The organism is Chlorogloeopsis sp. ULAP02, from assembly GCF_038404745.2.
GTDB lineage: Bacteria > Cyanobacteriota > Cyanobacteriia > Cyanobacteriales > Nostocaceae > Chlorogloeopsis.
This window is the reverse complement of the sequence record NZ_JAYKTT020000053.1, coordinates 80,583-102,966: the sequence shown is the minus strand read 5'-3', so window position 1 is coordinate 102,966 and position 22,384 is coordinate 80,583. Positions and strand designations below refer to the sequence as shown.

Annotated in this window: 18 protein-coding genes; 5 read left to right on the top strand and 13 right to left on the bottom strand. The window is 40.7% G+C overall.

The window, feature by feature from the left end; genetic code table 11:
* Window positions 1-49 precede the first annotated feature (49 nt).
* Entirely contained in the window at window positions 50-964 is a 915-nt protein-coding gene (locus tag U2718_RS18530) for a cation diffusion facilitator family transporter (RefSeq protein WP_342000128.1), read from the top strand.
* 456 nt (window positions 965-1,420) lie between these two features.
* On the opposite strand, the gene U2718_RS18525 is transcribed toward U2718_RS18530, so the two are convergent.
* Complete coding sequence (locus U2718_RS18525) at window positions 1,421-1,870, bottom strand: response regulator (protein ID WP_342000126.1); 450 nt, start codon at window positions 1,868-1,870, stop codon at window positions 1,421-1,423.
* A 468-nt stretch (window positions 1,871-2,338) separates the two neighbouring features.
* On the opposite strand from U2718_RS18525, the gene U2718_RS18520 reads away from it, so the two are divergent.
* Both U2718_RS18520 and U2718_RS18515 read left to right on the top strand, forming a co-directional pair.
* Window positions 2,339-4,594 carry an ATP-binding protein gene (locus tag U2718_RS18520; RefSeq protein ID WP_342000125.1) on the top strand — a complete coding sequence of 752 codons (2,256 nt, stop codon included), beginning with the start codon at window positions 2,339-2,341 and terminating at the stop codon, window positions 4,592-4,594.
* Between the two features lie 5 nt (window positions 4,595-4,599).
* Window positions 4,600-5,088, top strand: coding sequence for a response regulator (locus U2718_RS18515; protein ID WP_342000123.1), 489 nt, complete (start codon window positions 4,600-4,602; stop codon window positions 5,086-5,088).
* A 42-nt stretch (window positions 5,089-5,130) separates the two neighbouring features.
* On the opposite strand, the gene guaA is transcribed toward U2718_RS18515, so the two are convergent.
* The 11 genes from guaA to U2718_RS18460 form a co-directional block, all read right to left on the bottom strand.
* On the bottom strand, window positions 5,131-6,753 hold the full coding sequence (gene guaA / locus U2718_RS18510; RefSeq protein ID WP_342000122.1) for a glutamine-hydrolyzing GMP synthase: 1,623 nt from the start codon (window positions 6,751-6,753) through the stop codon (window positions 5,131-5,133).
* Window positions 6,754-7,191: 438 nt separating this feature from the next.
* A complete protein-coding gene (gene lepB, locus U2718_RS18505) occupies window positions 7,192-7,764 on the bottom strand; it encodes a signal peptidase I (RefSeq protein ID WP_342000120.1) in 573 nt (190 codons plus the stop codon).
* 227 nt (window positions 7,765-7,991) lie between these two features.
* Window positions 7,992-8,471 carry a nucleotide exchange factor GrpE gene (locus U2718_RS18500; protein WP_342000119.1) on the bottom strand — a complete coding sequence of 160 codons (480 nt, stop codon included), beginning with the start codon at window positions 8,469-8,471 and terminating at the stop codon, window positions 7,992-7,994.
* Window positions 8,464-9,078 carry a molecular chaperone DnaJ gene (locus U2718_RS18495; RefSeq protein ID WP_342000118.1) on the bottom strand — a complete coding sequence of 205 codons (615 nt, stop codon included), beginning with the start codon at window positions 9,076-9,078 and terminating at the stop codon, window positions 8,464-8,466. Before U2718_RS18495 ends, U2718_RS18500 begins: the two co-directional genes overlap by 8 nt.
* An 8-nt stretch (window positions 9,079-9,086) precedes the next feature.
* Window positions 9,087-11,612 carry a peptidase M, neutral zinc metallopeptidase site gene (locus U2718_RS18490; RefSeq protein WP_342000116.1) on the bottom strand — a complete coding sequence of 842 codons (2,526 nt, stop codon included), beginning with the start codon at window positions 11,610-11,612 and terminating at the stop codon, window positions 9,087-9,089.
* The gene (locus tag U2718_RS18485; protein ID WP_342000115.1) at window positions 11,609-12,124 is read right to left on the bottom strand and encodes a LysM peptidoglycan-binding domain-containing protein; all 516 of its coding nucleotides are present in this window, start codon (window positions 12,122-12,124) and stop codon (window positions 11,609-11,611) included. Before U2718_RS18485 ends, U2718_RS18490 begins: the two co-directional genes overlap by 4 nt.
* Window positions 12,121-14,316, bottom strand: a complete 2,196-nt coding sequence (locus U2718_RS18480; RefSeq protein WP_342000113.1) for an Hsp70 family protein — start codon at window positions 14,314-14,316, stop codon at window positions 12,121-12,123. The genes U2718_RS18485 and U2718_RS18480 overlap by 4 nt, the downstream gene beginning before the upstream one ends.
* Window positions 14,317-14,520: 204 nt before the next feature.
* Entirely contained in the window at window positions 14,521-15,867 is a 1,347-nt protein-coding gene (locus U2718_RS18475) for an ABC transporter ATP-binding protein (protein WP_342000112.1), read from the bottom strand.
* A 6-nt stretch (window positions 15,868-15,873) separates the two neighbouring features.
* The gene (locus tag U2718_RS18470) at window positions 15,874-16,551 is read right to left on the bottom strand and encodes an energy-coupling factor transporter transmembrane component T (RefSeq protein ID WP_342000110.1); all 678 of its coding nucleotides are present in this window, start codon (window positions 16,549-16,551) and stop codon (window positions 15,874-15,876) included.
* A 168-nt stretch (window positions 16,552-16,719) separates the two neighbouring features.
* On the bottom strand, window positions 16,720-17,268 hold the full coding sequence (locus U2718_RS18465; protein ID WP_342000108.1) for a hypothetical protein: 549 nt from the start codon (window positions 17,266-17,268) through the stop codon (window positions 16,720-16,722).
* Between the two features lie 202 nt (window positions 17,269-17,470).
* Window positions 17,471-17,653: a DUF3096 domain-containing protein gene (locus U2718_RS18460; RefSeq protein WP_342000107.1), complete on the bottom strand. Its 183-nt coding sequence runs from the start codon at window positions 17,651-17,653 to the stop codon at window positions 17,471-17,473.
* A gap of 327 nt (window positions 17,654-17,980) precedes the next feature.
* Between U2718_RS18460 and U2718_RS18455 the strand changes: the two genes are divergently transcribed.
* Together U2718_RS18455 and U2718_RS18450 are read left to right on the top strand one after the other, a co-directional pair.
* Window positions 17,981-18,940, top strand: a complete 960-nt coding sequence (locus tag U2718_RS18455; protein ID WP_342000105.1) for an orange carotenoid-binding protein — start codon at window positions 17,981-17,983, stop codon at window positions 18,938-18,940.
* Window positions 18,941-19,069: 129 nt separating this feature from the next.
* Window positions 19,070-19,396 carry a hypothetical protein gene (locus tag U2718_RS18450; protein ID WP_342000104.1) on the top strand — a complete coding sequence of 109 codons (327 nt, stop codon included), beginning with the start codon at window positions 19,070-19,072 and terminating at the stop codon, window positions 19,394-19,396.
* Window positions 19,397-19,548: 152 nt separating this feature from the next.
* Here U2718_RS18450 and U2718_RS18445 read toward each other — a convergent pair whose 3' ends face one another.
* Window positions 19,549-22,017, bottom strand: coding sequence for an ATP-dependent Clp protease ATP-binding subunit (locus U2718_RS18445; protein ID WP_342000102.1), 2,469 nt, complete (start codon window positions 22,015-22,017; stop codon window positions 19,549-19,551).
* Window positions 22,018-22,384 lie beyond the last annotated feature (367 nt).

Sequence of the window (22,384 nt, the reverse complement as noted above, 5' to 3'; positions counted from 1 at the left end):
TGTGTTTACTTCTACACTTAAAGTCATAGAATACACTATTTAAAACTCTATGACTTTAGATAACCGTAGTCAAGTTAGAAAAGTTTTAATTATTACTCTACTGCTAAATATATTCGTGATGGGATTAAAAGCAGTTGTAGGAAAACTCACAGGTTCTCTCAGTTTACTAGCTGACGCTTTGCATAGTGTGACAGATAGTGCAAATAATATTTTGGGATTAATTGCCAGCAGCTTTGCTTCGCCACAACCCGATCGCGAACATCCCTATGGACATTTGAAATTTGAAGCAATTGGAGCTTTAGGAATTGCTGCTTTTTTGGGCATAGCTTGCTTTGAGATTCTCCAAGGAGCGATTGAACGCATTCTCAATGGTGGTGAACCCGTCAAAATCTCACCATCAGAGTTATGGTTATTACTAATTGTATTGGGTGTGAATATTTTCGTTGCATTTTACGAACGGCGCATAGGCATTAGAGTAGATAGCCCGATTCTAATTGCCGACGCCAAACATACCATGAGCGATATCTGGGTAACAATTTCTGTAATTGGCGGTTTGATGGGGGTATGGTTGGGTTATCAGTGGTTAGATATAGTGTTAGCTTTCCCTGTAGCTGTATTGGTATTTTGGAGCGGGTGGACAGTTTTAAAAGAAAACTTACCTTGGCTTGTAGATCAAGTGGCGATCGCTCCAGAAATAATTCATGCGATCGCTGTTTCTGTGCCTGGAGTCATTAATTGCCATGATATTGCTTCTCGTGGTATTGTTGGTCGGCAAGTCTTTATTGAAATGCATTTAATAGTAGATGCTCAAGAGATAGAAACAGCTCATCGCATTACTGAAGAGGTTGAAATGGAACTAGAGAAACGTTTTGGCCCTATAAGGATTTTAATTCACGTTGAGCCACCACAATACCAGTCTGAACAAATTAGCTTTGGTCTTAATTCAAAGTCACGAATCAACTGAATACTAATTAAATTTCCACCTTTGGTTAGATGTTATTTATCACTTGCGATAGGTGATTTATAAGCAGATTAATTTATAAATTAAGATTATAACAAAAGGCACTGGTAGGAAGTTTTACCGTAGTGTTCCTTTGCTGCGTCTAGAAGGAGAGCGACGTCATAGAGGCAGACAGTGCAAGATAGTAAATATATCTAGATGGTTGTGGAGTTTTTGTCGCTTCCTCCACTTTGTTACGAGCAACGAGAGATTAAATTCTCTATCAGAACGGTCGAAGTTCGTAGACATCTAGTCTTATTTTTCTAAGTTTATATCTGATGTCATCTATCACTGATAAGACTTATGCCTGTGGGTATATGGCAGTTGACAATTGATAGCTAATGAAAAATGCGGCTATCAATTCTTAAAATCGCTCTTACCTTGAGTCATTGAAGATTTATATATCGATAACTCATAATGTTATTCGCCCTTACTAGTAGTTAATACATTAATTACAGCCATAACTAAATCTGCTGGATCTACGGGTTTTGTCACATGACTTTGAAAGCCAGCCCCAAGAGCACGCATCCGATCTTCACTATCGGCATAGGCAGTTAATGCCACAGCTGGTACATTTGCTATTTCTTCTATTTCTGAAGCACGCACTTTCTGAATTAAAGCATAGCCATCCTCATCAGGCATACCAATATCACAAACCAAGATATCAGGCTGTAATTGCGGTAGCACCTCTAAGGCTTCTGCTGCCGATTTGGTTGTGGTAACATTAGCTCCATCTGCTTCTAAAACGGTAGAAATATAAAAACGGCTATCTTCATCATCATCTACAATGAGAATTTTTAAATTCGTAAGAGGGAGAGAAGGCTGGGTGGAGTCTCCATCAATATTAGAAAAAAGAGAAAAATCCCTCATGATCTGATCCCTCATTTGTTCTCTGTTTCCTTAAGTAATTTTACTGCTTAGTGTAGATGTGATGTATGCTGATAAAAATCACAAGCAATTTCTATGGCATCTCATAGAACAGAACTTGCCGCTAGATTAGTTTTGAAGAAGAAAGCTTACGCAGTATATCCAATTGGTCATCATATTTCTTCACATAGCATAGTGGCGATTGCTAAAAAGCAGTACAAAAATCTCTGAACTAAATTACAGAGTCGACAATTTATCGTTGAATTATGTAAACTAGTTTCATAGATTTCTCTTAGATATATTACCATTTATTAAAAATATTTTAAGTAGTTAAAATCAAATTTTTGCATATAGTTGAGATATAAAAAAGTTTATCTAACAAAAGTGCAACCCATCAAATTATCCTTAGGAAACTTTTTACCGTTTGTTATCTATATAGTGTTTTGTACCTTTTATATAAATATTTAGAACGTGAATACTAACAAAAATTACGATTTATTGCAATTAGATTTCAATCAACATGAACAAGAACCAATTCATATTCCTGGTTCTATTCAATCGCATGGATTAATTTTAACACTAAAAGAACCGGAACTGACAATTTTACAAATTAGTAATAACATACAAGATTTTTTAGGATTATCTCCCGAAGAATTACTGAATCAACCACTCAGTAAATTACTTGATTCTGAACAAATAGAATTTTTAGTTGATTGTTTGAATCAAGAAACTATACAAATAGTTAACCCGCTTGAACTAGCAGTTAAAATATCTGAAAAAACTATAAATTTTGATGGTATACTTCATCGCCAGATGGAAGTGCTAATTCTGGAATTAGAACCAACAGTTTCAGAAAGAAATAATTTTCACTTTAAATTTTATAATTTAGTCAAACAAGCTTTATCAAAACTGCAATCAGCTCATAATTTTAGGGAGATTAGTCAGATTATTGCCAAGGAGATGAGGAGAATTATCAAATTTGATAGAGTAATGATTTATAAGTTTGACGAAGACGAAAATGGCATAGTTATTGCAGAAGATAAAGAAGAACACCTCACCTCCTATTTAGGCTTACATTATCCAGCTTTAGATATTCCTCCATTAGCCAAAAAGCTTTTTAACCAAAACTGGCTTCGTTTCATTCCAAATATTGATTATCAACCAGCTGCAATTATCCCCACTCATAATCCTTTAACTAACGAGCCTTTAGATTTAAGTCATTCAGTATTGCGGAGTGTATCTCCTTGTCATATCGAGTATCTGCAAAATATGGGTGTAAAGGCAACAATGACAATTTCTGTGATTAGAAATAATAAATTATGGGGATTAATTGCTTGTCATCATTACACACCTAAATATATACCTTATGAAATTCGTCATGCTTGTGAGTTTCTAGGACAAATGACATCTCTAGAAATAGCGTTAAAAGAAGATAATGAAAACTCCGAAGACAAAATTACAATTAAATCGATTCAAACAAAATTAGTGGAATATATGTCGGCGGAGGATAATTTTATTAATGGCTTAATTAACAATCAGCCGAATATACTCAATCTAGTTAATGCTCAAGGCGCTGTTGTTTATTTTGAAGACGAATTTTATTTCATTGGTAACACTCCAAATCAACAGGAAATTCAGGATTTAATTAAATGGATAAGTCAAAATTTAACTGAAGAAATTTTTTACACAGATTCTTTATCCGGAATATATCCTGAAGCAGAGAAATTCAAAGATGTTGCTAGTGGTTTAATAGCACTTTCTATCTCTAAAACTCACAATAATTATGTTTTGTGGTTTCGCCCAGAAGTGTTACAAACCGTTAATTGGGGAGGCGATCCGAATCAATCTATAGAAATAATTGAGGATGGCAGTTTGCGCTTGTCGCCTCGGAAATCTTTTGAACTATGGAAACAAACAGTTCATCTTAAATCTTTGCCTTGGAAACCTTGGGAAGTGAATGCAGCATTGGATTTACGAAATGCGATTATTAGTGTTGTGTTGCGAAAGATAGATGAATTGGCAAAACTCAACTTTGAATTAGAACGTAGTAATCAAGAGTTAGATGCCTTTGCTTACATTGCGTCACACGATTTAAAAGAGCCATTGCGCGGTATTCACAATTACTCTAATTTTTTAATCGAAGATTATGGTGAAATTCTGAATGAGGAAGGTAAAGCAAAGCTCAAAACACTAATTCGTCTCACTCAGCGGATGGAAGATTTAATTGATTCACTGTTACGATTTTCCCGACTAGGAAGAGTGGATCTAATGTTGCAGCAAATTGACTTAAATTTTGTTTTGCAACGAATTTTAGATTTGTTGAGTGCTCGTATTGAAGAGACGGGTGCAGTAATTAATATACCTAGACCATTACCAGTAGTTTACTGCGATCACATTCAGTTAGGCGAGGTTTTTAGTAACTTAATTACTAATGCCATTAAATATAACGATAAAGCCGAGAAATTGGTTGAAATTGGCTATATGGAAGCTTCAGAAACAATAACATTTTATGTAAAAGATAATGGAATTGGTATTCGGGAAAAACATTTTGAAGCTATTTTCCGTATTTTTAAACGATTGCACAGCCCCAACAAATATGGAGGTGGCACAGGCGCAGGATTGACGATCGCCAAAAAAATTGTAGAACGACATGGCGGTAAAATTTGGGTGGAATCAACCTACGGTAAAGGTAGTACATTTTATTTCACGTTGCAGAAAGCGAACTGAATCTAATGATTGGCAATAGTGCTCAACCCATACTCGTGATTGAAGATAGCGATGAAGATTTTGAAGCCTTACAGCGAATGATGCACCATCAACAAGTGCTAAATCCTATATTTCGCTGTACAGATGGCGATGAGGCACTTGATTTTCTTTATCACACAGGTGCCTATCAAGAGCCTCAAATTGCTCCCCGCCCTTGGCTTATTCTACTAGATCTAAATTTACCAGGAACTGATGGGCGAGAAGTATTAGAACAAGTTAAGCGGGATCAAAACCTCAAGAGAATCCCTGTTGTAGTATTTACTACTTCTTCTAATCCTAGAGATATTGAAATATGTTATGGATGTAGTGTCGCTAGTTACATTATTAAACCTATAGACATTAACAGGTTGAAACAAACATTTCATAGCTTCCTTACTTATTGGTTGGATATTGTGGTTCTTCCTGATACATCGATAGGTGGGTATAACTCAACAAACAAATATTCTAACTATTAACGATATTAATAGCTAATAGCTATTAACTATTAGCTATTTTCTTTATTCCCACTCAATAGTTCCAGGTGGTTTTGAAGTGATGTCGTAAACCACACGGTTGACACCTTTAACTTCATTGACAATCCGGTTAGAAATCACTTCTAGTACATCGTAAGGTACGCGCGCCCAATCCGCAGTCATGCCATCTTCACTGGTGATAATACGTAAAACTATGGGGTAAGCATAGGTACGGTGATCACCCATAACACCAACACTTTTGATTGGCAACAATACAGCAAATGCTTGCCAGTATTGATGGTATAAACCGCGCTGGTTAATTTCCTGCCGCACAATCAAATCAGCATCCCGCAAAATCTTTAACCTTTCAGCAGTAATTTCACCTAAAATCCGAATTGCCAAACCAGGTCCGGGGAACGGATGACGTTGTACAATTTCTTCTGGCAAACCAATGGAACGCCCGACTTTACGAACTTCGTCCTTAAAAAGTTTCCGCAATGGTTCCACCAACTTGAATCGCAAATCTTTAGGCAAACCACCAACGTTATGATGACTTTTGATTTTCACCGCTACCCTCTCGCCTGTTTGCGGATCGACGTTGGTATCGGCGGATTCAATCACATCTGGATAAAGCGTGCCTTGTGCTAGATAATCAAAAGGCCCAAGACGTTTTGACTCTTCCTCAAATACACTGATAAACTCGTGTCCAATAATACGGCGTTTTTCTTCTGGCTCGGTGACCCCAGTCAGAGCAGTAAGGAAGCGATCGCGAGCATTTACGTACTCTACAGGAATATGAAACTGTTCTTGGAATAACTTTAGTAACCGCTCTGGCTCATACTTGCGCATAAAGCCTTGGTCAATAAATACACAAGTCAACTGATCGCCGATCGCTTTATGTAGTAAAAAAGCCAGAGTAGAAGAATCAACTCCCCCAGATAGTGCTAACAAAACCCGCTTACTACCAACCTTGGCACGAATTTCGCGAATTGCTTCTTCAACAAAAGCAGCAGTTGTCCAAGTGGGTTCGCATTCACAAATGTGGTAAACAAAATTGCGGATTAATGCCAAACCACCAACAGAATGTACTACTTCTGGATGGAACTGAACGCCGTAAAGTTTTCGCTTGTGATCGGCGATCGCAGCACAGGGAGTATTTTCTGTATGTGCCAGCAATTCAAATCCAGAGGGCATGGCTGTAACAGAGTCACCATGACTCATCCACATAGTTGTGCCATCCTCAACATTGGTAAGCAAGTCTGTTGGATCGTCTATGTGTAGTGATGCCTTACCATATTCACCCCGTTCGGCTCTTGCTACTTCTCCACCCAGCTGCTGTACCATCAGCTGCATACCGTAGCAAACGCCCAGGATCGGGATTCCCAAATGCCAAATTTCTGGGTCACATTTAGGAGCGCCTTTGTCGTAAACTGAATTGGGACCACCAGAAAGGATTATTCCTTTAAGATTGAGTTGCCGCAATTGTTCGGCTGTGGTTCGATAAGAAAGTACTTCTGAATAAACTTGGGTTTCTCGAATTCTGCGGGCAATCAATTCAGAATACTGAGAGCCAAAATCGAGAATCACAATCATCTGGCGATTAATTTGCCCCAGAGATTCTACTGTTTGATCCTCTTGTTGTGTTGGTAGGGTCACCGCTGTGTTCATAACGGGGAGTGTGTGGATGGAAAAATGAAAGAAGATGGTTGCTTTAGAATGTAGCTAAATATCCTTGAAATGCTCTTTCTCAGGCTTGTAAGGTTAAATAAACACCGTTACAAACGCTGTTGAGAACGCGCTTACCCTGCCTACATATCAATTAATGGTGTTAAGAAGAAAAAATTACCCTAGAGTAGCTACTTAAAAGTTTATTTATTTGGAATTGTTATGATTATTCATAATAAGTTAACATAATTTTGCGATTCTCGAACAAGCAGTTTTGGATTTTACAAGAAATTTAGGGGCTAGGGACGCTTGAAGAGGATAAGGGGAGGGGGAGAGTGGGAGAGGAAGACGCGGAGACAACCAGACGCGGTGACGCGGAGAAACTATCAAAAATATTCCCCGTGTCCCCGTGTCCCCTTGTCCTCTTTACCCAATCCCCTTTTAGATAAATCCTATTCGGTCAAGGGGCCAAAAGCGAAACACCGCGCGACCGATAATATTTTTTTCTGGTAAAAAGCCCCAGTAACGGGAGTCATTACTATCGTTGCGGTTGTCTCCCATAACAAAAAATTCATCTTTAGGAACAACTACTGGTGAAAATGGCTGATTTGGTGGTTCAGCAATATAGTTTTCTTGCAAAGGTTGTCCGTTAATGTAAACCTTACCTTTAGCAATGGTAACTACTTTACCTGGTTCTCCAATCACGCGCTTGATAAAAGCTTGGTCTTTTGGATATCCCCGTCGTTGTAGTTCATCGGGTGGACGAAAAACAACTATATCACCCAAGCGTGGCAGATGAAAATAATAGGAAACTTTTTCTACTACCAAGCGATCGCCTGTATGTAAGGTTGGCACCATTGAATCGGAGGGAATGTAGCGAGGTTCGGCAACAAAAGTCCTGATTAAAAACGCTAAAACTAAGGCGATCAACACCAGAGTCAGATTTTCCCGCCAACTTTGCCATCCCTTTGATGAAGCTGGCACTTGTTTTGCATCACTTTCGCGAGGGATCATAGAATTTTAGAACCAGTTAAGAATGAAGTAAAACACATACCTTGATTATTTTGACGCTAAAGATATATTTATAAGCAAGATGTGGTTCCCGAATCGCTAGAAATTAAGTCCCGTCTGGGATTGAAAATCCCAGCCTCATAGCGAAAGTCCATTCAAATGGACTGCATAAAAAACAGGAAATATCTAGTCCTCTTGAGAGGAATTTCGCTTAATACAGTTTAGTTAATTTATTCTGCTTTTGATACAACCACCTCAGTAGGACGTAGAATCTTCTCACCACAACGAAATCCTTGACGCACGATTTTAGTAATAGTTTGATCTGGTAGATCAGTTCTTACTTCCCGTTCAACTACGCGACACAAATTAAAATCTGGTTGTGTCTCCTCCAATTCTATGGGTGAGACTTGGCGCTTTGCTATCACACTCAAGAATTTACGATGAACTGCGCCTACGTTTTTAGGCAATCGCTGGAAAAATTCGGAGCTGGGGTTGGGGTTGTTTTCTAGGTACTCAAGTAAGGCTTCTAATGCGTCTCCAACTTCTAGCAATTCTAGAAATAAATCTTCGGCGGATGCTGCTGACTGGGTTTGTTGTTCCCGTAACGACTGCTGAAGTAAAACATTTTGCTTTTCGAGAGTTCTAATTTTCTGAAGAGTCAAGTCACGTGTATTTTGACTCAGGATATAGTTTTGGGATGTATCAGACACGTGAAATCTCTTGAGATAACAAAGGTAAGTTTTTATTTGCCCAAGATTGTACTTGGGGGTTGGCATGATTAGTCAAAAGCTGACATAGGGTGATCGCTCGTTGCATCTGTCCACCCATTTTATAAGCTTTGATCAGCCACATTTGGGCTTGAATGTAATCTTTACTGTTGCATTCATGAGAGTTATGGTAGTAGTTTTCTAAGTATTTGATGGCTTTGGGATAACGTCCCTCTTGGCAAGCTGCGATCCCCTCATTAAGTATTTCTGACAAGGGTATGGATAAACATTCTTGTTCTAATTTTACTTCTTGAGTTGCTTTGGCAACCGCTTGCTCTAATCCATCAAATTCTGACAATAAAGTTAACGCTGGTTGTGGCTGATCTAAAGCTGATAAATCACTATACTTAAATCGTTTGACAGTAGGTAATATTGGGCGTAAATAATCCGCTATGATGCGTTCAGACGACTTCATCAAGCTTCTTTGAGCTTTAGCAATTACATCCACAGGATATTGCTTGCGCTTCATAGCCACTGCTACAGCTTTAGTAATTTCCGCTTTTGATGCCGCTTGAGATACACCGAGGATATCGTAAGGATTTTTTTCCATAAATACTTTTAATAATGCAGTCTAAGACTCCGGTAAACTTCTTGAAAAGCTGGCTCATCTGGACAAATTTCATAAGCCCATCGTCCCAGTTGAAGAATTACTTCTGGTTCGCGCAAATCACCATTATTTACCCCCTTTAATAATATGTCTATGAAAAATTCAGCTACAATAAATCGAACGCGTTGATGAGGTGTGTACCTAGCTCGCCTGACCATTGCTTCAAACTGACGACTTCTGAAAAGCCTATCAATTTCTTCAAGTTCTTGATTTACTTCGACTTTTTCAATTAAACTTATAACAACTGGATTAGACTCATCAATTTTTTTAATTTTTTGAAGTTCTTGCAGAGCTTCGTCTGAAGAAATTTCTTCGTTAGCGAGTTTTTCACGTAATTCTTCTGCTTTGTATTCAGCTAGATAACTTCTAGCCAATGGGCTTGCTAAAAAGTTATACCAGAATTGAGCAAACTCCAAATGTTCTTTAAAATTTTCTTTCAATTCTGATATAACTTGACGCTGTAACCCACAAAGTCTGTCTATTTCTTGCTGCCATTCAATAGAAGCTTTAATTTCTAACTTAGCTTGATTTAAAGGAATAATTGCCTTTCGCCATTCGTTTTGCTGTAAGTGATAGCATCCTTCGTGATAAGCAATAAAGTTTTGAGCAAATACTTCCACGTTAACAGTAGGTTTAGTCGAAGGTTTAATTTGTATTGCTCTTTGAATATCTCCTTCTAGACAAGCAGCAACTGCTAGCCCCCAAGAACTATATAGAGATCGCAGTATGTTTTGACTACGGTTGATATTATCTACTAAAACATTTTGCCAAGATTTAAAGTAGCGATTGTAACATTGAGGTGTGAGCAACACATCTTTGACACTCATGCCCCATGTAGGTGGATTACCCATTAAATTCAGGGCTACCTTTTCTAAACGATAGCGATCGCGTAATTCAAAATATTCTTTAATATTTGTATCTTTAAAACTATCAATAGCATCTTCTAGTCGTTGCTTTAATTCTAAAGATACCGCTTCAAAATCAACAGCCTGACTTCCCAACCAAGGTATATCTTTGAGAGCCGGATCTTCATTTAAATTTGCTAATGCTGTTGATAAAGCAATAATAAAATCATGTATATACCTAATATTTTGTATCTTAACAAGATGACATTGAACGCTATAATAAGTCGCTACTAGCCAATTGTGTAAGGTAGTATAGTTAGGTTGCAAAATCCAAGATTGCTCGGCTGTATCAGCAATAATTTCCCAGTTATCGCCTTGCCATAGTACTACATCTAAGCGTAACTGGATATGGTCATTTAAATTACCCTCTACTAAAGGATCGGAACCGAATTTTTGCAGAAATTCTGTGCTGGCTATTTTAGCCTGCTCCAGATTTTCATTTTTCACCAATATTTCTATATTTTTCAGTTCTTGCAGGCGCTGTCGTTGAGAAAGGGTTTTGATAATTTCCCTTTGAGTTTGCCCAATATTACCAGGTAAGTTTTCCCATTCTCGATAAGCTATCTGTAAATTTCCTTGTTTAGCATAAGCAAATCCTCGCAAATAAGCTGCTTGCTCTCCACCGACACCTTCTAAATGGGCCAGTACTTTTGCCCAGTTATGAGTTTTCATTGCTACTATTCCTAATCGGATTTTGCACTCTGTTGGATCTGGCAAAAGTAATTTAGCTGCTTCGTACTGGGATGCAGCCTCTTTAAAATTACCTGCTTTTTCGGCTGCTAATCCTTGACGGAAACTTTGTTTACCTTTGAGTTTTTGCTGTAGCCGTTGTAGTAAATCTACACCATCCGAACGGGAAAATTTAGTAAGGGCAGATTCTAAAAGCGCGATCGCAGCTTGTAATTTTCCTTCTTTTTCAGCTAACTGTGCCTTTTGTAAGGCAGAACAGTAAATATTTTCTTGTTTGGCATTGGTTTCACAAGTAGCGATTGCACTTGTGACAGCCTCAGTAGAATACAGTTGTTCTGCTTCACGATAACAGGCGATCGCTTTGTGATAGAACTGATTTTCTGCATTTAATTCAGCGTCTTTAACTAATTTTTGAAACTGCTGTCGTCGTTCTAATTCCTGCTGGCACTGTTTGAGAGCAAGCGGGACACGAGCATCTACAAGAATTTGACTACTGCATTTGTAAAAATTGATAGCATTAGACAAAGCTTGAGTTTCTAAGGGATTGCCAGTATCTTGCTTCAGTAGCGCTTTAGCTTTTGCAACTAGCTTATCTGCCTCTACTACTTGTCTTTGCCACTGCTTTAATTGCTCTTTGAGTTGGTCTAAAATATTACCCAATAGCAATTGCCGCATCAAACGCTCCCAAAAACCAGGTTGACTAGACCAAGCTGCTATAGTTATTTGGGCAAGACTGACAGCTTCTCGTAGTTGCTTGTTTTGAGCAAGATGCTGTGCTTTTTGGATTTCTGCCTTAGTCTTTGGGGCTTGCTGCCAGGCATCGACAATCCCTACGCCTAATAAAGACTTACTGAAGGCGTTTAAGCTGTCAAGGAAACTCATTCAATATCCCCCTTGCAGTTTGGTATTTTTAACACCTCTCCGATTTCTATATAATTTTTGCGCCGTTTGAGTTGAGGATTGGCTTTGAGCATGACTTGCCAAGAGGTTCCCTTGCCACAAAACTTTTCTGCCAAGCTGCTCAGGTGATCTCCAGATTTGACGGTGTATGTAGTCGGTTTTGAAGTTTCGACTGATGCAGGAGAGGGGATGGGAGATGGTTTAGGGATAGAAGTAGTAATCACAACAGAGCTAGGAGCCTTGATAGTAGTGTTGAGTGTTTTCGCCTCTAGAAACAGAAAACTACCTAATCCTCCCAACCCAATACCTACGATCAAGATGAACAGAGTAGCTCCTAGTTGCCATGCTGTAAATCTGATTGAAAAACTGGATTTTTCTGCTTGTGGCAGTTCTTGGAGCATACGTATCAACGAGAGATCGGCATCGCAGTTAGGGCAATGATTAGCCTCAATCTCCGTGTATCCGCAAACATGACAGGTAAGCTTGATATTCATCGTGCTAATCCTGTAACAATCATGTTGCTGGGTAATTCTTGGTTAAGCCAGCGCTTCACTTCCGGTTGTAATTCTCTCCAGAGTCGATCTGCTTCGTTGACATTACCGCTTTCAAAAGCTTTAAGCATACCAGAGAGTTTGTCAGACATCGCATTTGCTTGAGTGGGTGCAACTGCATTGGCTTGACGAATTGCTAACATACATGCCCGAACTAGATGTACGGAATCGGGCAGGTTGTCAATTTCCCTTGTTGCGTCTTCGCTATAAGACTCCATCCTGGAAAGGTTATTGGCATCAATAGCATCTTGCAATTCTTGGCTCAGTTTTTGCAATCGTTCTTGTTGCAGTTGGGGAATCATAAACCCACAGATTTTAATTATGCGATCGCATTCATTGACAATACTCTCGGCTTGTAAGCGTTCTTTGGACATAGAAACCTGGAATATTTGCAGCTTCTCAATGGCGCGATCGCGTAAGTCAAAGCGTTCTTCATTGCTTCTAGGATCGATAATTTGATTTGCTAATTGAACAACAGGAACCGTCAAGCGCAAAGTTTCTTCAACTCCTAACGCTGTCAGATCCTGGTTATTTAATTCGGCGATGGCTTCCTCTAATTGCCTATAAATTTTCTCATCCGCTCGCCCCCGCGAAAAAGTACAACTGACTCTGACTAAGGGATCGTTTTTCAAGGTAGCCGTCATAGCCAAATCATTATTCTTCTCATCCAGTTCCAAATTCACCCAAATTTCAGTTCCGGCTGGATACTTTTTGTCTAGCCCCAACCACATATCTCCGATTCTCTCATCCTCATTCCTAACTTTATCGGGACTGAAAAGCTTAAAATGAATCAGGCGTTGTCCATCAGTTACCGTCTTAAAAGTGTGGGAAGTTGTGACTGGCAAAATATCACCTTGGTTGATGACTTTATAGTTGCCATCCATAAGCTTGATGTAATAATCGCGAGAGACTGTTGTCACTTTGTCTGTCAATCCGGCAGCGACGATAGCCGCACCCTCCGCTACTGCATACATGGGGCGGGGATGGACGACTACTTTATCGGCTCCAAAAGCTTCGCGGACTTTGCGTTGTACAAAGGGAATTTGTGAAGAACCACCCACCAATAAAACTACATCTAATATGTCAGGGGCATACTCCGAGTATTGCAACGCTTGATGACAAATTTGGATAGAACGTTCTACGAAGTCGGCAATCATTCCCTCAAACTGCTCCTTGGTAATTTCTAGCTCAATCGGAATGGCGAGTCCCAATTCGTCGAGCAAAGGAGTGGCAGGTTCAATACGAGCTACATTCGCACTACTTAATTGGACTTTGGCGCGTTCTACTGCCATCTTCAGATCGGCGTTAAATCGCACCCGTTGGTAGTGAGGCATTTTCGCAATTAAGCGGTCAATATCAGTTAATTTTTCTTGCTTTGCGACTTGCTCTTTTACAAAATTGATGATGCGAGAGTCAATATCATCTCCTCCCAGCCATAAGTCCCCAGCTTTTCCCTGTTCGATAAATTGGGTTCCTGCTGCTGTAATTAGGGAAGCATCGAAAGTACCACCACCAAAGTCATATACCAGAATAGTTTTTACATCTTCACTGTCTGGCGAATACCCATAGGATATGGCAGCGGCTGTAGGCTCAGGTAGCAGTTCCAAAGGGGTAAGCCCAGCTTTGAGTGCAGCTGTGCGGGTGGCATGGCGTTGTTTGTCGTTAAAGTAAGCGGGGACAGTTATTACTACTTGGTTAATTGCTTCGCCTGCTTTACCAATTTTTTGATAATAAGCTTGGGCATTCTGCACTACTTTTTTGAGAATCTCAGCCGAAATATCCTCTGGCTGGTATTCTTTGCCACCAAGCCAAACCGCTATACTGTTGTCTGTTCCCTGGGTTGGCTGGGTAATTTTGTAACTAAATTCCGACTTTTGTTTTTGTACAGCCGATTCGCTAAAGCCTCGCCCTATCAAACGCTTGATCGAAATAATCACGTTTTCAGGATCGCCACGTAGTTGGTTATAAGCTTTGTCTCCTACTAAAAAATTGCCTTGTTCATAAGCAACCACTGAACGTGTTAGCTTTCGGTCTGGAGGTGTATTTTCATCATTGGTAACCACTTCCACATTTACCAACTTAAAAGCAGCAACTGAGTTGGTTGTCCCCAAATCAATTCCAATTGCCTTGCCCATGACTTTTTATATTATTTGTATAAATTGTTGTTTTTATGCCTAAGATTAATTGCACGGAAAACCCAGCATCATATTGAAATCAAAAAATACTTAGGCAGCTTATGATTATATTTTATACAAAAAAATAAAAATAACTTCAGTAGAATTACTTTTTATTTTTTGATGGGACAATATCAGTGTTTGAGGTTAACGCAAGTTCTGAATCTACCTCAGTTCTAATTCTTTGATATTAAGCACTTCTGCTGACAAAGGAACGTGAGAGGTCAGAATCAACACTCCTCCTTGTTGAGTAAAGTTGTTTAAAACATTGAGCATTAAAGATAAAGAGTTGGGGTCTTGTCCCACCATAATTTCATCTAGAAGGCAAATTTTCGGTTGTCTGGCTAAGACTGCACCCAGTGCTAACCGCCTTTTTTGTCCCTGAGAAAGTGCTTGGGGATGCTCGTTGGCACGATCGCTTAAATTTAGTTGTTCTAGTAGCAAATCAGCGATCGCTTTTGTGACTCCGGGTTGCTCAATTTCTGCTCTTACACTGTCAGCAAATAACTGGTGATTGGGATTTTGAAGTATAAAACCAACATCTTTAGCAATTTGCACAACGCTGCGTTTGCTCGTATCTCTGCCCAAAATTTCCAGTTTTCCTGTCGTTGGCTTGAGTAAACCACACAGAAGTTTCAAAAGCGTCGTCTTGCCGCAGCCATTATCTCCTTTGAGTAAAATAGTCTCCCCTGCTGCTACTTGCAAATCGGGAAAAGGAGGATATCCACCCCAACTCAGCCCGTGAGTGCGAAGGAGAATGGGAGAAGGGAGGAGTGGGGGAGTGGGTGAAGGGGAGAGTGGGAGAATGGGAGAGGGAAGAGATTTCTCCAATTCAATGAGTTTGCCTTGTTGGAAATAGTAGGAGCGATCGCATATCTGTTTGACTACATCTATCCGATGTTCAACGATAATTACAGACTGACCTTTTTCTGCTCTTGATTTCAATAATTGCAGCAATAGTTCAACGCCTTTAACATCCAGGTAAGCCAAAGGTTCATCCAATAGCATCACGGGTTGTCCAATTGCCAAAAGACACGCTATTAATAGGCGTTGCTTTTGCCCTGCTGAGAGTTGGCGAATGAACCAATTTCGTTGTGCCTCTAAACCAAATTCTTGCAGGGCTTTATCAGTCAATTCCAGTATTTGGTTCGGAGGTATATTCCAGTTTTCTAAACCGAATACAAATTCTTCCCAAACTCGCTCCGTAAAGATTTGCGTTTCTACGTTTTGTAGGAGCACGCAGAAATATTGCGATCGCTGCCTAACTGACCACTCCGCTAAGTTTATATTTTGGTAAAAAATGCTACCATATAATTTTCCACCTGTGTGACTGGGAGTAATTCCAGCCAAGCAATTCAAAAACGTACTTTTTCCACTTCCGGTTGCTCCAGCAATTAAGACAATCTCACCAGGATAGAGGCTAAAATTTACATCCTCTATCGTTGGCTGGGATTTTCCTGGATATGTGAATGTCAGATTTACTACTTCAACTAGCGGTTGGTTGGATGCCATGTTTCCTCAAGCTACCCATTCCAGATATCCCATGACTATCACAATCGCAGCAGCACTGACGGCAAAGATAGTATCTTTTGGTTGCCATCGCAAAGGTTGGCTGTTACTGCGTGGAGCCTGGGGATCGTAACCTCTGGTTTCTAAGCCTACGGTAACATCATCTGCGTAGGCAACAATCCGAAAAATCAACGGCATCAACAAGCCAGAAAACCACTGCCTTGGCTGACGTGCCACATTTACACCCCGCAACCAGTTAGCTTCAATAATCCGCTGGGCTTCTTGCTGGATAACAGGCAAAAATCTCCAAATCAGCATCAGACTCAAGACAATAAAATTGGGTAAGCGTGCGGCTTGAATTGCTCTCACTAAATCGGATGGTGAGGTAGTACTAGCAAGAAGTGGGGTTGGCAGCAGAATAGCGATTAGACGCAAGCTACTAATCACAGAAGTGTGGAAATCCCTCAACCAGGTAGAAATAGTCATGAATGTAAGTAGAGCGATCGCCACATACGCAAAAATTTTCAGGTTGATTCGCACGGAAACTAGCAGTAGTGTCAATAAGGTAATTACTAAGACACTAATTGCTTTGATATCGTGCAAAAGCAGAGCCACTATCAGGATAGTAATACAAACAATAATTTTGAGTAGGGGATTAATCTGAGTAAGGAAATTATGCTTCCTCATCTGGATCTGGAAAATAAATTTACGTATAACGAACACAGATGGACACAGATAAACACAGATAATTTATCGGTGTGCATCTGTGTTTATCTGTGGTCGATTTTAGAAAGATAATTTTTGCCTGCTGTTTTCATTCACCTCAGACGTAGTGGTTTTTCATTTCTAATTGTTTTAAACATCAACATCCATTTTCCCAGCTCTTTGTAATTGCTTAACTGCTGACTCTCCCAACCACCAGCCAACAATACCTGCCACACCTGCTAGTACTGTGAGTAAGATAAGTACTCCAGGCTGCGTCGCTATTTTTACAAATGGATCTGCCCTCGAACCTTTAATTAGATAGGCACCAAGAAGTAAACCACCCAAGTTGGCACTGGCAAAAAAGAGGACATTTCCCCATAAACGGTTGATTTTGCGTCGATAGTTCCCCAAAAAGAACATCACCAATTCAGTTACTAAAACAGTGACAGCTAGGTACAGAGAAATAATCGGTGAAATCAGCCCTAGCAGCACTGCCAAAGGAAGAATCATCAAAGCTACACTGCCACGACGTTGTAAACGTGCCATTCCCAAAGTCAGGAAAATCCCTCCCAGAGGCGCCCAAAACAAAAGCTGTAGTCCGGGAGGTGCGAATGGGCCGACAATAAATACAGCAATTACCATGCCTATCGTCATGAAGGCAGCGAATACATAGTCTCTCAGACGCCAAGGACTTTTCATATTAAGTTTTGAAATTTGCTTTTATTGTATGAATAGTATGTTTTTGCAGAAAAACACACCTATAAACACATTATCTAGTCTTTGTTTAGCGATCGCATCTATTGCAGACTGTTGCAGATCCGATGATTGATTGTGCTGTTTTTGTATTTTTATGTAAAATCAAACGCTACTTCAATCTGGTTTTAGATTTAACTAACCCAGTTTAAATACGAAGATTAAAAATTTGCACTAATCCAATAATTATCAAATATATTGCCACAATGTAGTTAAGCAGCCTGGGAAGTATGAGAATTAGTATTCCTGCTATTAAAGCAACGATACCATTAATATTAATACCTACTTGAACAGTAGTTTGTTGAGCAAGCAGAACTGGCAAATCAAACATAGTAGTTTAGTTAGAAAATACTTAAAATCTAGTAACAATTTAATAATAAGTACACCTCTCTTCAGACTAATTTATTTGAGAAGACTTGATATTTACATTGATATACTCTTCACGACTAGAAGTCGTGAGATTGTAAGCTCAAACCCTTGTTTTTCCAGACTTTTTAGGTATTACAGCCTCCAATGGCAATAGATTACTGAGTCAAATGTAAAGAATTTTATTATTTTGTAAATATTTGTGATATTTTGATTGGAGAGCACAACTGTAAGCTACGGATGTCTCGCTCCACGTTGGGTCAGTTGAAAAATAAGTGAGGTAGTTTTTTATATGTCAATTACTATCGACTCTGCCCGTGGCATTTTCCCCAATACACTGTCGGCGGATGCCGTGCCAGCTCTAACTGCTCGATTCAACCAACTCAGCGCCGAAGATCAGCTGGCATGGACATGGTTCGCTTTCTTGGAGATGGGTAAAACGATCACGGTTGCAGCTCCTGGTGCAGCCAGTATGCAGTTTGCAGAAGGAATCCTGAACCAAATCAAGCAAATGACTTTTCCTGAACAAACTCAGGTTATGTGTGATCTAGCAAACCATGCAGATACGCCTATTTGCCGTACCTATGCCACTTGGTCACCTAATATTAAGCTAGGTTTCTGGAATCAGCTTGGGGAATGGATGGAGCAAGGCATTGTTGCGCCAATTCCAGCTGGCTATCAGCTATCAGCTAATGCTAAAGCTGTATTGGAAACTCTCAAAGCCTTGGATCAAGGACAACAGATCACCGTCTTGCGCAACTCTGTTGTGGACATGGGGTTTGATGTAAATAAACTAGGCAGCTACACCAAAATTTCTGAACCTGTAGTTCCGCCTAAAGAAAAGTCTCAACGTACTCAAGTCACTATTCAAGGTATCAACAACCCAACCGTGTTGAGCTACATGAACAACTTGAATGCAAATGACTTTGATGAACTGATCAAGCTGTTCGTACCAGACGGTGCTTTGCAGCCTCCCTTTCAAAGACCGATCGTGGGCAAAGATGCGATCTTGCGGTTCTTCCGAGAAGAATGCCAAAATCTTAATTTGCTCCCAGAGCGGGGTATCTCTGAACCCGCAGAAGATGGCTATACTCAAGTGAAAGTGACGGGCAAAGTTCAAACCCCTTGGTTTGGCGCAGCAGTGGGCATGAACATGGCTTGGCGGTTCTTGCTCAATCCTGAAGGCAAAATATTTTTTGTAGCCATTGACTTGTTGGCTTCTCCCAAAGAACTTCTGAACCTAGTTCGCTAGGCAGACAATAGAAATAAGTAAATTGCAGATGATCGTATTGAGCGCTCTGTTAAGCAAGAGCGCTCAATTGCTCTGGAAAAACGGAATAATCCTAACCAAATAACTACCGCACAAATTTCAGGTTGAATCATGCAAGCAAGTGAAACTGAGTGGACGGATATCGAAAAGAAAATTGCTAGAACTGCCTTTGAACAAGCCTACAAAAGAGAAATTGATGCTTTGCTTAAACAAGTTCAAAAAGAAGCAAGTACCCTCGTGGACTTGGGTGATCTCTGGCAGTTACACGATTTCTTGAGTGCTAAAAGGCATGAAATTGAGGGTAAGTACGACTACCAATACTCCGTTCTGCTCTTTATCTTTGCTGAATTGATTAAGGAAGGCTGGTTATCTCTGAACGAACTAAAAGGGCTCGATCAAGACAAGCTTTCCAAGGTTGCTGTTCTGTCGCGGATGTAGTTTGGTAAAGTTGCAGCAAATCGGTGATGGCGATTCGCGAATAGTTTTTAAGTCAATTAGTTTTACATCCCGCCAGGAATGATAAAAACGGTAGAAGATTTTCACCCTCTACCGCTTTCAAATTTTAAATTCTAGATTTTAAAATCTAAAATTTACTCCACACCTGGAGTCATTAATTCTCGGCGCTGTTCTGGTCTTACCGTTACAGTACCGCTTTCATCCACATCAACGATCGCGGTATCGCCTTCCTTAACACGACCGGAGAGAATTTCTTCTGCCAAGCTATCTTCAAGCAAGCGCATAATTGCCCGACGTAAAGGTCTTGCACCGTAGCTGGGGTTGTAACCCTCTTGCAGCAGGCGTTCCTTGAAGCGATCGCTCACTTCTAGAGTAATGCCTTTTTCGGTGAGGCGACTAAATACTTCTTTGAGCATGATGTCGGCAATTTGCATTACCTCTTCCTTGCTCAGTTGACGGAAGACAATAATTTCATCCAGACGGTTGAGGAATTCTGGACGGAAGTACTGTTTTAGTTCTTCGTTCACCAAAGACTTAATACGGTTGTACTGCTGTTCGCTTTGGTCTTCAGCAAACTCGAAGCCGATACCACCGCCACCTTTTTCAATTACCTTAGAACCGATGTTAGAAGTCAAAATCAGCAAGGTGTTCTTGAAGTCTACCGTGCGACCTTTGGCATCAGTTAAGCGACCGTCTTCCAAAATTTGCAGCAACATATTGAATACATCGGGGTGCGCTTTTTCGATTTCATCGAATAGCACCACGGTGTAAGGACGGCGGCGTACTGCTTCTGTCAATTGACCGCCTTCGTTATAACCGACATAACCTGGAGGCGAGCCAATCAACTTGGAAACGGTGTGGCGCTCCATGTATTCGGACATATCCAGGCGGATCATTGCTTCTTCAGAACCGAAGAAGTAAGATGCCAATGCTTTTGCCAACTCGGTTTTACCTACACCAGTAGGCCCAGAGAAGACAAAGCTAGCGATGGGTCGGTTGGGGTTCTTCAAGCCGACACGAGCGCGACGAATTGCCCGCGAAACTGCCTTCACAGCGTCTTCTTGACCAATTAAGCGCTGGTGCAGGGTTTCTTCCATGTGTAGCAGCTTTTCGGACTCGGATTCGGTGAGTTTGTTTACCGGCACTCCTGTCCAAGAAGCGACAATGTGGGCAATGTCTTCTTCGTTAACGACGGGTTCATCACCATCATTGCGGCCACCATTGGATTTGCTTTGAGCGATCGCGCGAATTTCGGCCTTAATTTCCATTTCGCGATCCCGCAGTTCTCCAGCTCGGTCAAAGTCTTGAGCGCGAACTGCATCGTCTTTTTCCTTCAAAATCTGGCGCAGTTCTTTATCCAATTCCTTGGCTGCGGGTGGCAGTTGGGAGTTAATCAAACGTACCCGGCTTCCTGCTTCGTCAATCAAGTCGATCGCTTTATCCGGCAGATAGCGATCGCTGATATAACGGTCAGATAGTTTCGCCGCTGCAATCAAAGCTTCGTCAGAAATCTTCAGCTTATGGTGTTGCTCGTAGCGATCACGTAGCCCGCGTAAAATTTCTATAGTTTCATCCACCGTGGGTTCACCGACCATCACTGGTTGGAAACGGCGTTCTAGTGCTGCATCCCGCTCAATGTGTTTGCGGTATTCATCTAGGGTAGTCGCTCCGATACACTGCAACTCACCTCTTGCCAAAGCTGGCTTCAGGATATTTGCCGCATCAATCGCGCCTTCTGCCGCACCTGCACCAATTAAGGTGTGTACCTCGTCTATTACTAAAATTACATTTCCCGCCTGCCGAATTTCATCCATGATTTTCTTCAGGCGTTCTTCAAATTCACCTCGATATTTTGTTCCTGCTACGAGTAAGCCAATATCTAAAGTAACTACGCGCTTTTCTTCCAGGATGTCGGGGACATCTTTGTTGGCAATACGTTGCGCTAAACCTTCAGCGATCGCGGTTTTACCAACCCCTGGTTCACCAATTAGTACGGGATTATTTTTTGTACGGCGACCCAAAATCTGAATCACCCGCTCAATTTCTTTGGCACGTCCCACCACTGGATCGAGCTTGCCGTCCAATGCCATTTGGGTCAAATTCGAGCCAAATTCATCTAAAGTCGGGGTCTTGTTGCCACGAGGTTGCCCACCGGCACTCACCTCAGCGGTTTCTCCCAACATCCGAATTACTTGAGTCCTTACCTTAGAGAGATCCACGCCCAGGTTTTCTAGTACCCTGGCTGCTACACCTTCCCCTTCTCGGATCAGGCCCAACAGCAGATGCTCGGTACCAATATAGTTATGCCCTAATTGGCGCGCTTCTTCCAAGGATAGTTCCAGAACTCGCTTTGCCCGTGGCGTAAACGGAATTTCCACGGCTACAAAGCCTGAACCCCGGCCTATGATTTTTTCTACTTCAATCCGAGCGTCTTTGAGATTGACGCCCATAGATTTCAGCACCTTGGCCGCCACTCCGGTACCTTCTCCAATCAGACCCAGGAGGATCTGCTCGGTACCCACAAAATTGTGTCCCAGGCGGCGTGCCTCTTCCTGGGCTAGCATGATTACCTTAATGGCTTTTTCTGTGAAGCGTTCAAACATGGCATTGTTTCCCATCACCTGCGTCGTGCCGGTACGCTGATTTTAGCACAGCAAAACTGATTGGATGTCTGTATAAAGAAATAGACATACAATCAGGGATCGTCCAGGTTTGTGGGAACTACTAACTATTTATTTTTTTGGGAACTGTGTACTGAGGAGCTTGAATTTACTGCGTTTGGGGAAGTTAATTATCAACAAAAATTCTGGATTTGCGAGATTGCAAAATCAATCCCAAAGAAAATTATGTACTATAAAACTTTGCATTTGTCAATCTTATTTTGAACACTATTATAATTTTTTATAAGACATAGGGGGAAAAATAACAATTAAGTAGAGTTTAAGTGGAGTTAAAAAGTCATAACTTACC

Bases quoted from the DNA above. Each gene is read 5' to 3' on its own strand.
- U2718_RS18480 (WP_342000113.1), bottom strand. From the start codon at position 14,316: ATGGGCAAGGCAATTGGAATTGATTTGGGGACAACCAACTCAGTTGCT.
- U2718_RS18525 (WP_342000126.1), bottom strand. From the start codon at position 1,870: ATGAGGGATTTTTCTCTTTTTTCTAATATTGATGGAGACTCCACCCAG.
- U2718_RS18495 (WP_342000118.1), bottom strand. From the start codon at position 9,078: ATGGAAAAAAATCCTTACGATATCCTCGGTGTATCTCAAGCGGCATCA.
- U2718_RS18465 (WP_342000108.1), bottom strand. From the start codon at position 17,268: ATGAAAAGTCCTTGGCGTCTGAGAGACTATGTATTCGCTGCCTTCATG.
- U2718_RS18515 (WP_342000123.1), top strand. From the start codon at position 4,600: ATGATTGGCAATAGTGCTCAACCCATACTCGTGATTGAAGATAGCGAT.
- U2718_RS18485 (WP_342000115.1), bottom strand. From the start codon at position 12,124: ATGAATATCAAGCTTACCTGTCATGTTTGCGGATACACGGAGATTGAG.
- guaA (WP_342000122.1), bottom strand. From the start codon at position 6,753: ATGAACACAGCGGTGACCCTACCAACACAACAAGAGGATCAAACAGTA.
- U2718_RS18460 (WP_342000107.1), bottom strand. From the start codon at position 17,653: ATGTTTGATTTGCCAGTTCTGCTTGCTCAACAAACTACTGTTCAAGTA.
- U2718_RS18450 (WP_342000104.1), top strand. From the start codon at position 19,070: ATGCAAGCAAGTGAAACTGAGTGGACGGATATCGAAAAGAAAATTGCT.
- U2718_RS18490 (WP_342000116.1), bottom strand. From the start codon at position 11,612: ATGAGTTTCCTTGACAGCTTAAACGCCTTCAGTAAGTCTTTATTAGGC.
- U2718_RS18455 (WP_342000105.1), top strand. From the start codon at position 17,981: ATGTCAATTACTATCGACTCTGCCCGTGGCATTTTCCCCAATACACTG.
- U2718_RS18475 (WP_342000112.1), bottom strand. From the start codon at position 15,867: ATGGCATCCAACCAACCGCTAGTTGAAGTAGTAAATCTGACATTCACA.
- lepB (WP_342000120.1), bottom strand. From the start codon at position 7,764: ATGATCCCTCGCGAAAGTGATGCAAAACAAGTGCCAGCTTCATCAAAG.
- U2718_RS18470 (WP_342000110.1), bottom strand. From the start codon at position 16,551: ATGAGGAAGCATAATTTCCTTACTCAGATTAATCCCCTACTCAAAATT.
- U2718_RS18530 (WP_342000128.1), top strand. From the start codon at position 50: ATGACTTTAGATAACCGTAGTCAAGTTAGAAAAGTTTTAATTATTACT.
- U2718_RS18445 (WP_342000102.1), bottom strand. From the start codon at position 22,017: ATGTTTGAACGCTTCACAGAAAAAGCCATTAAGGTAATCATGCTAGCC.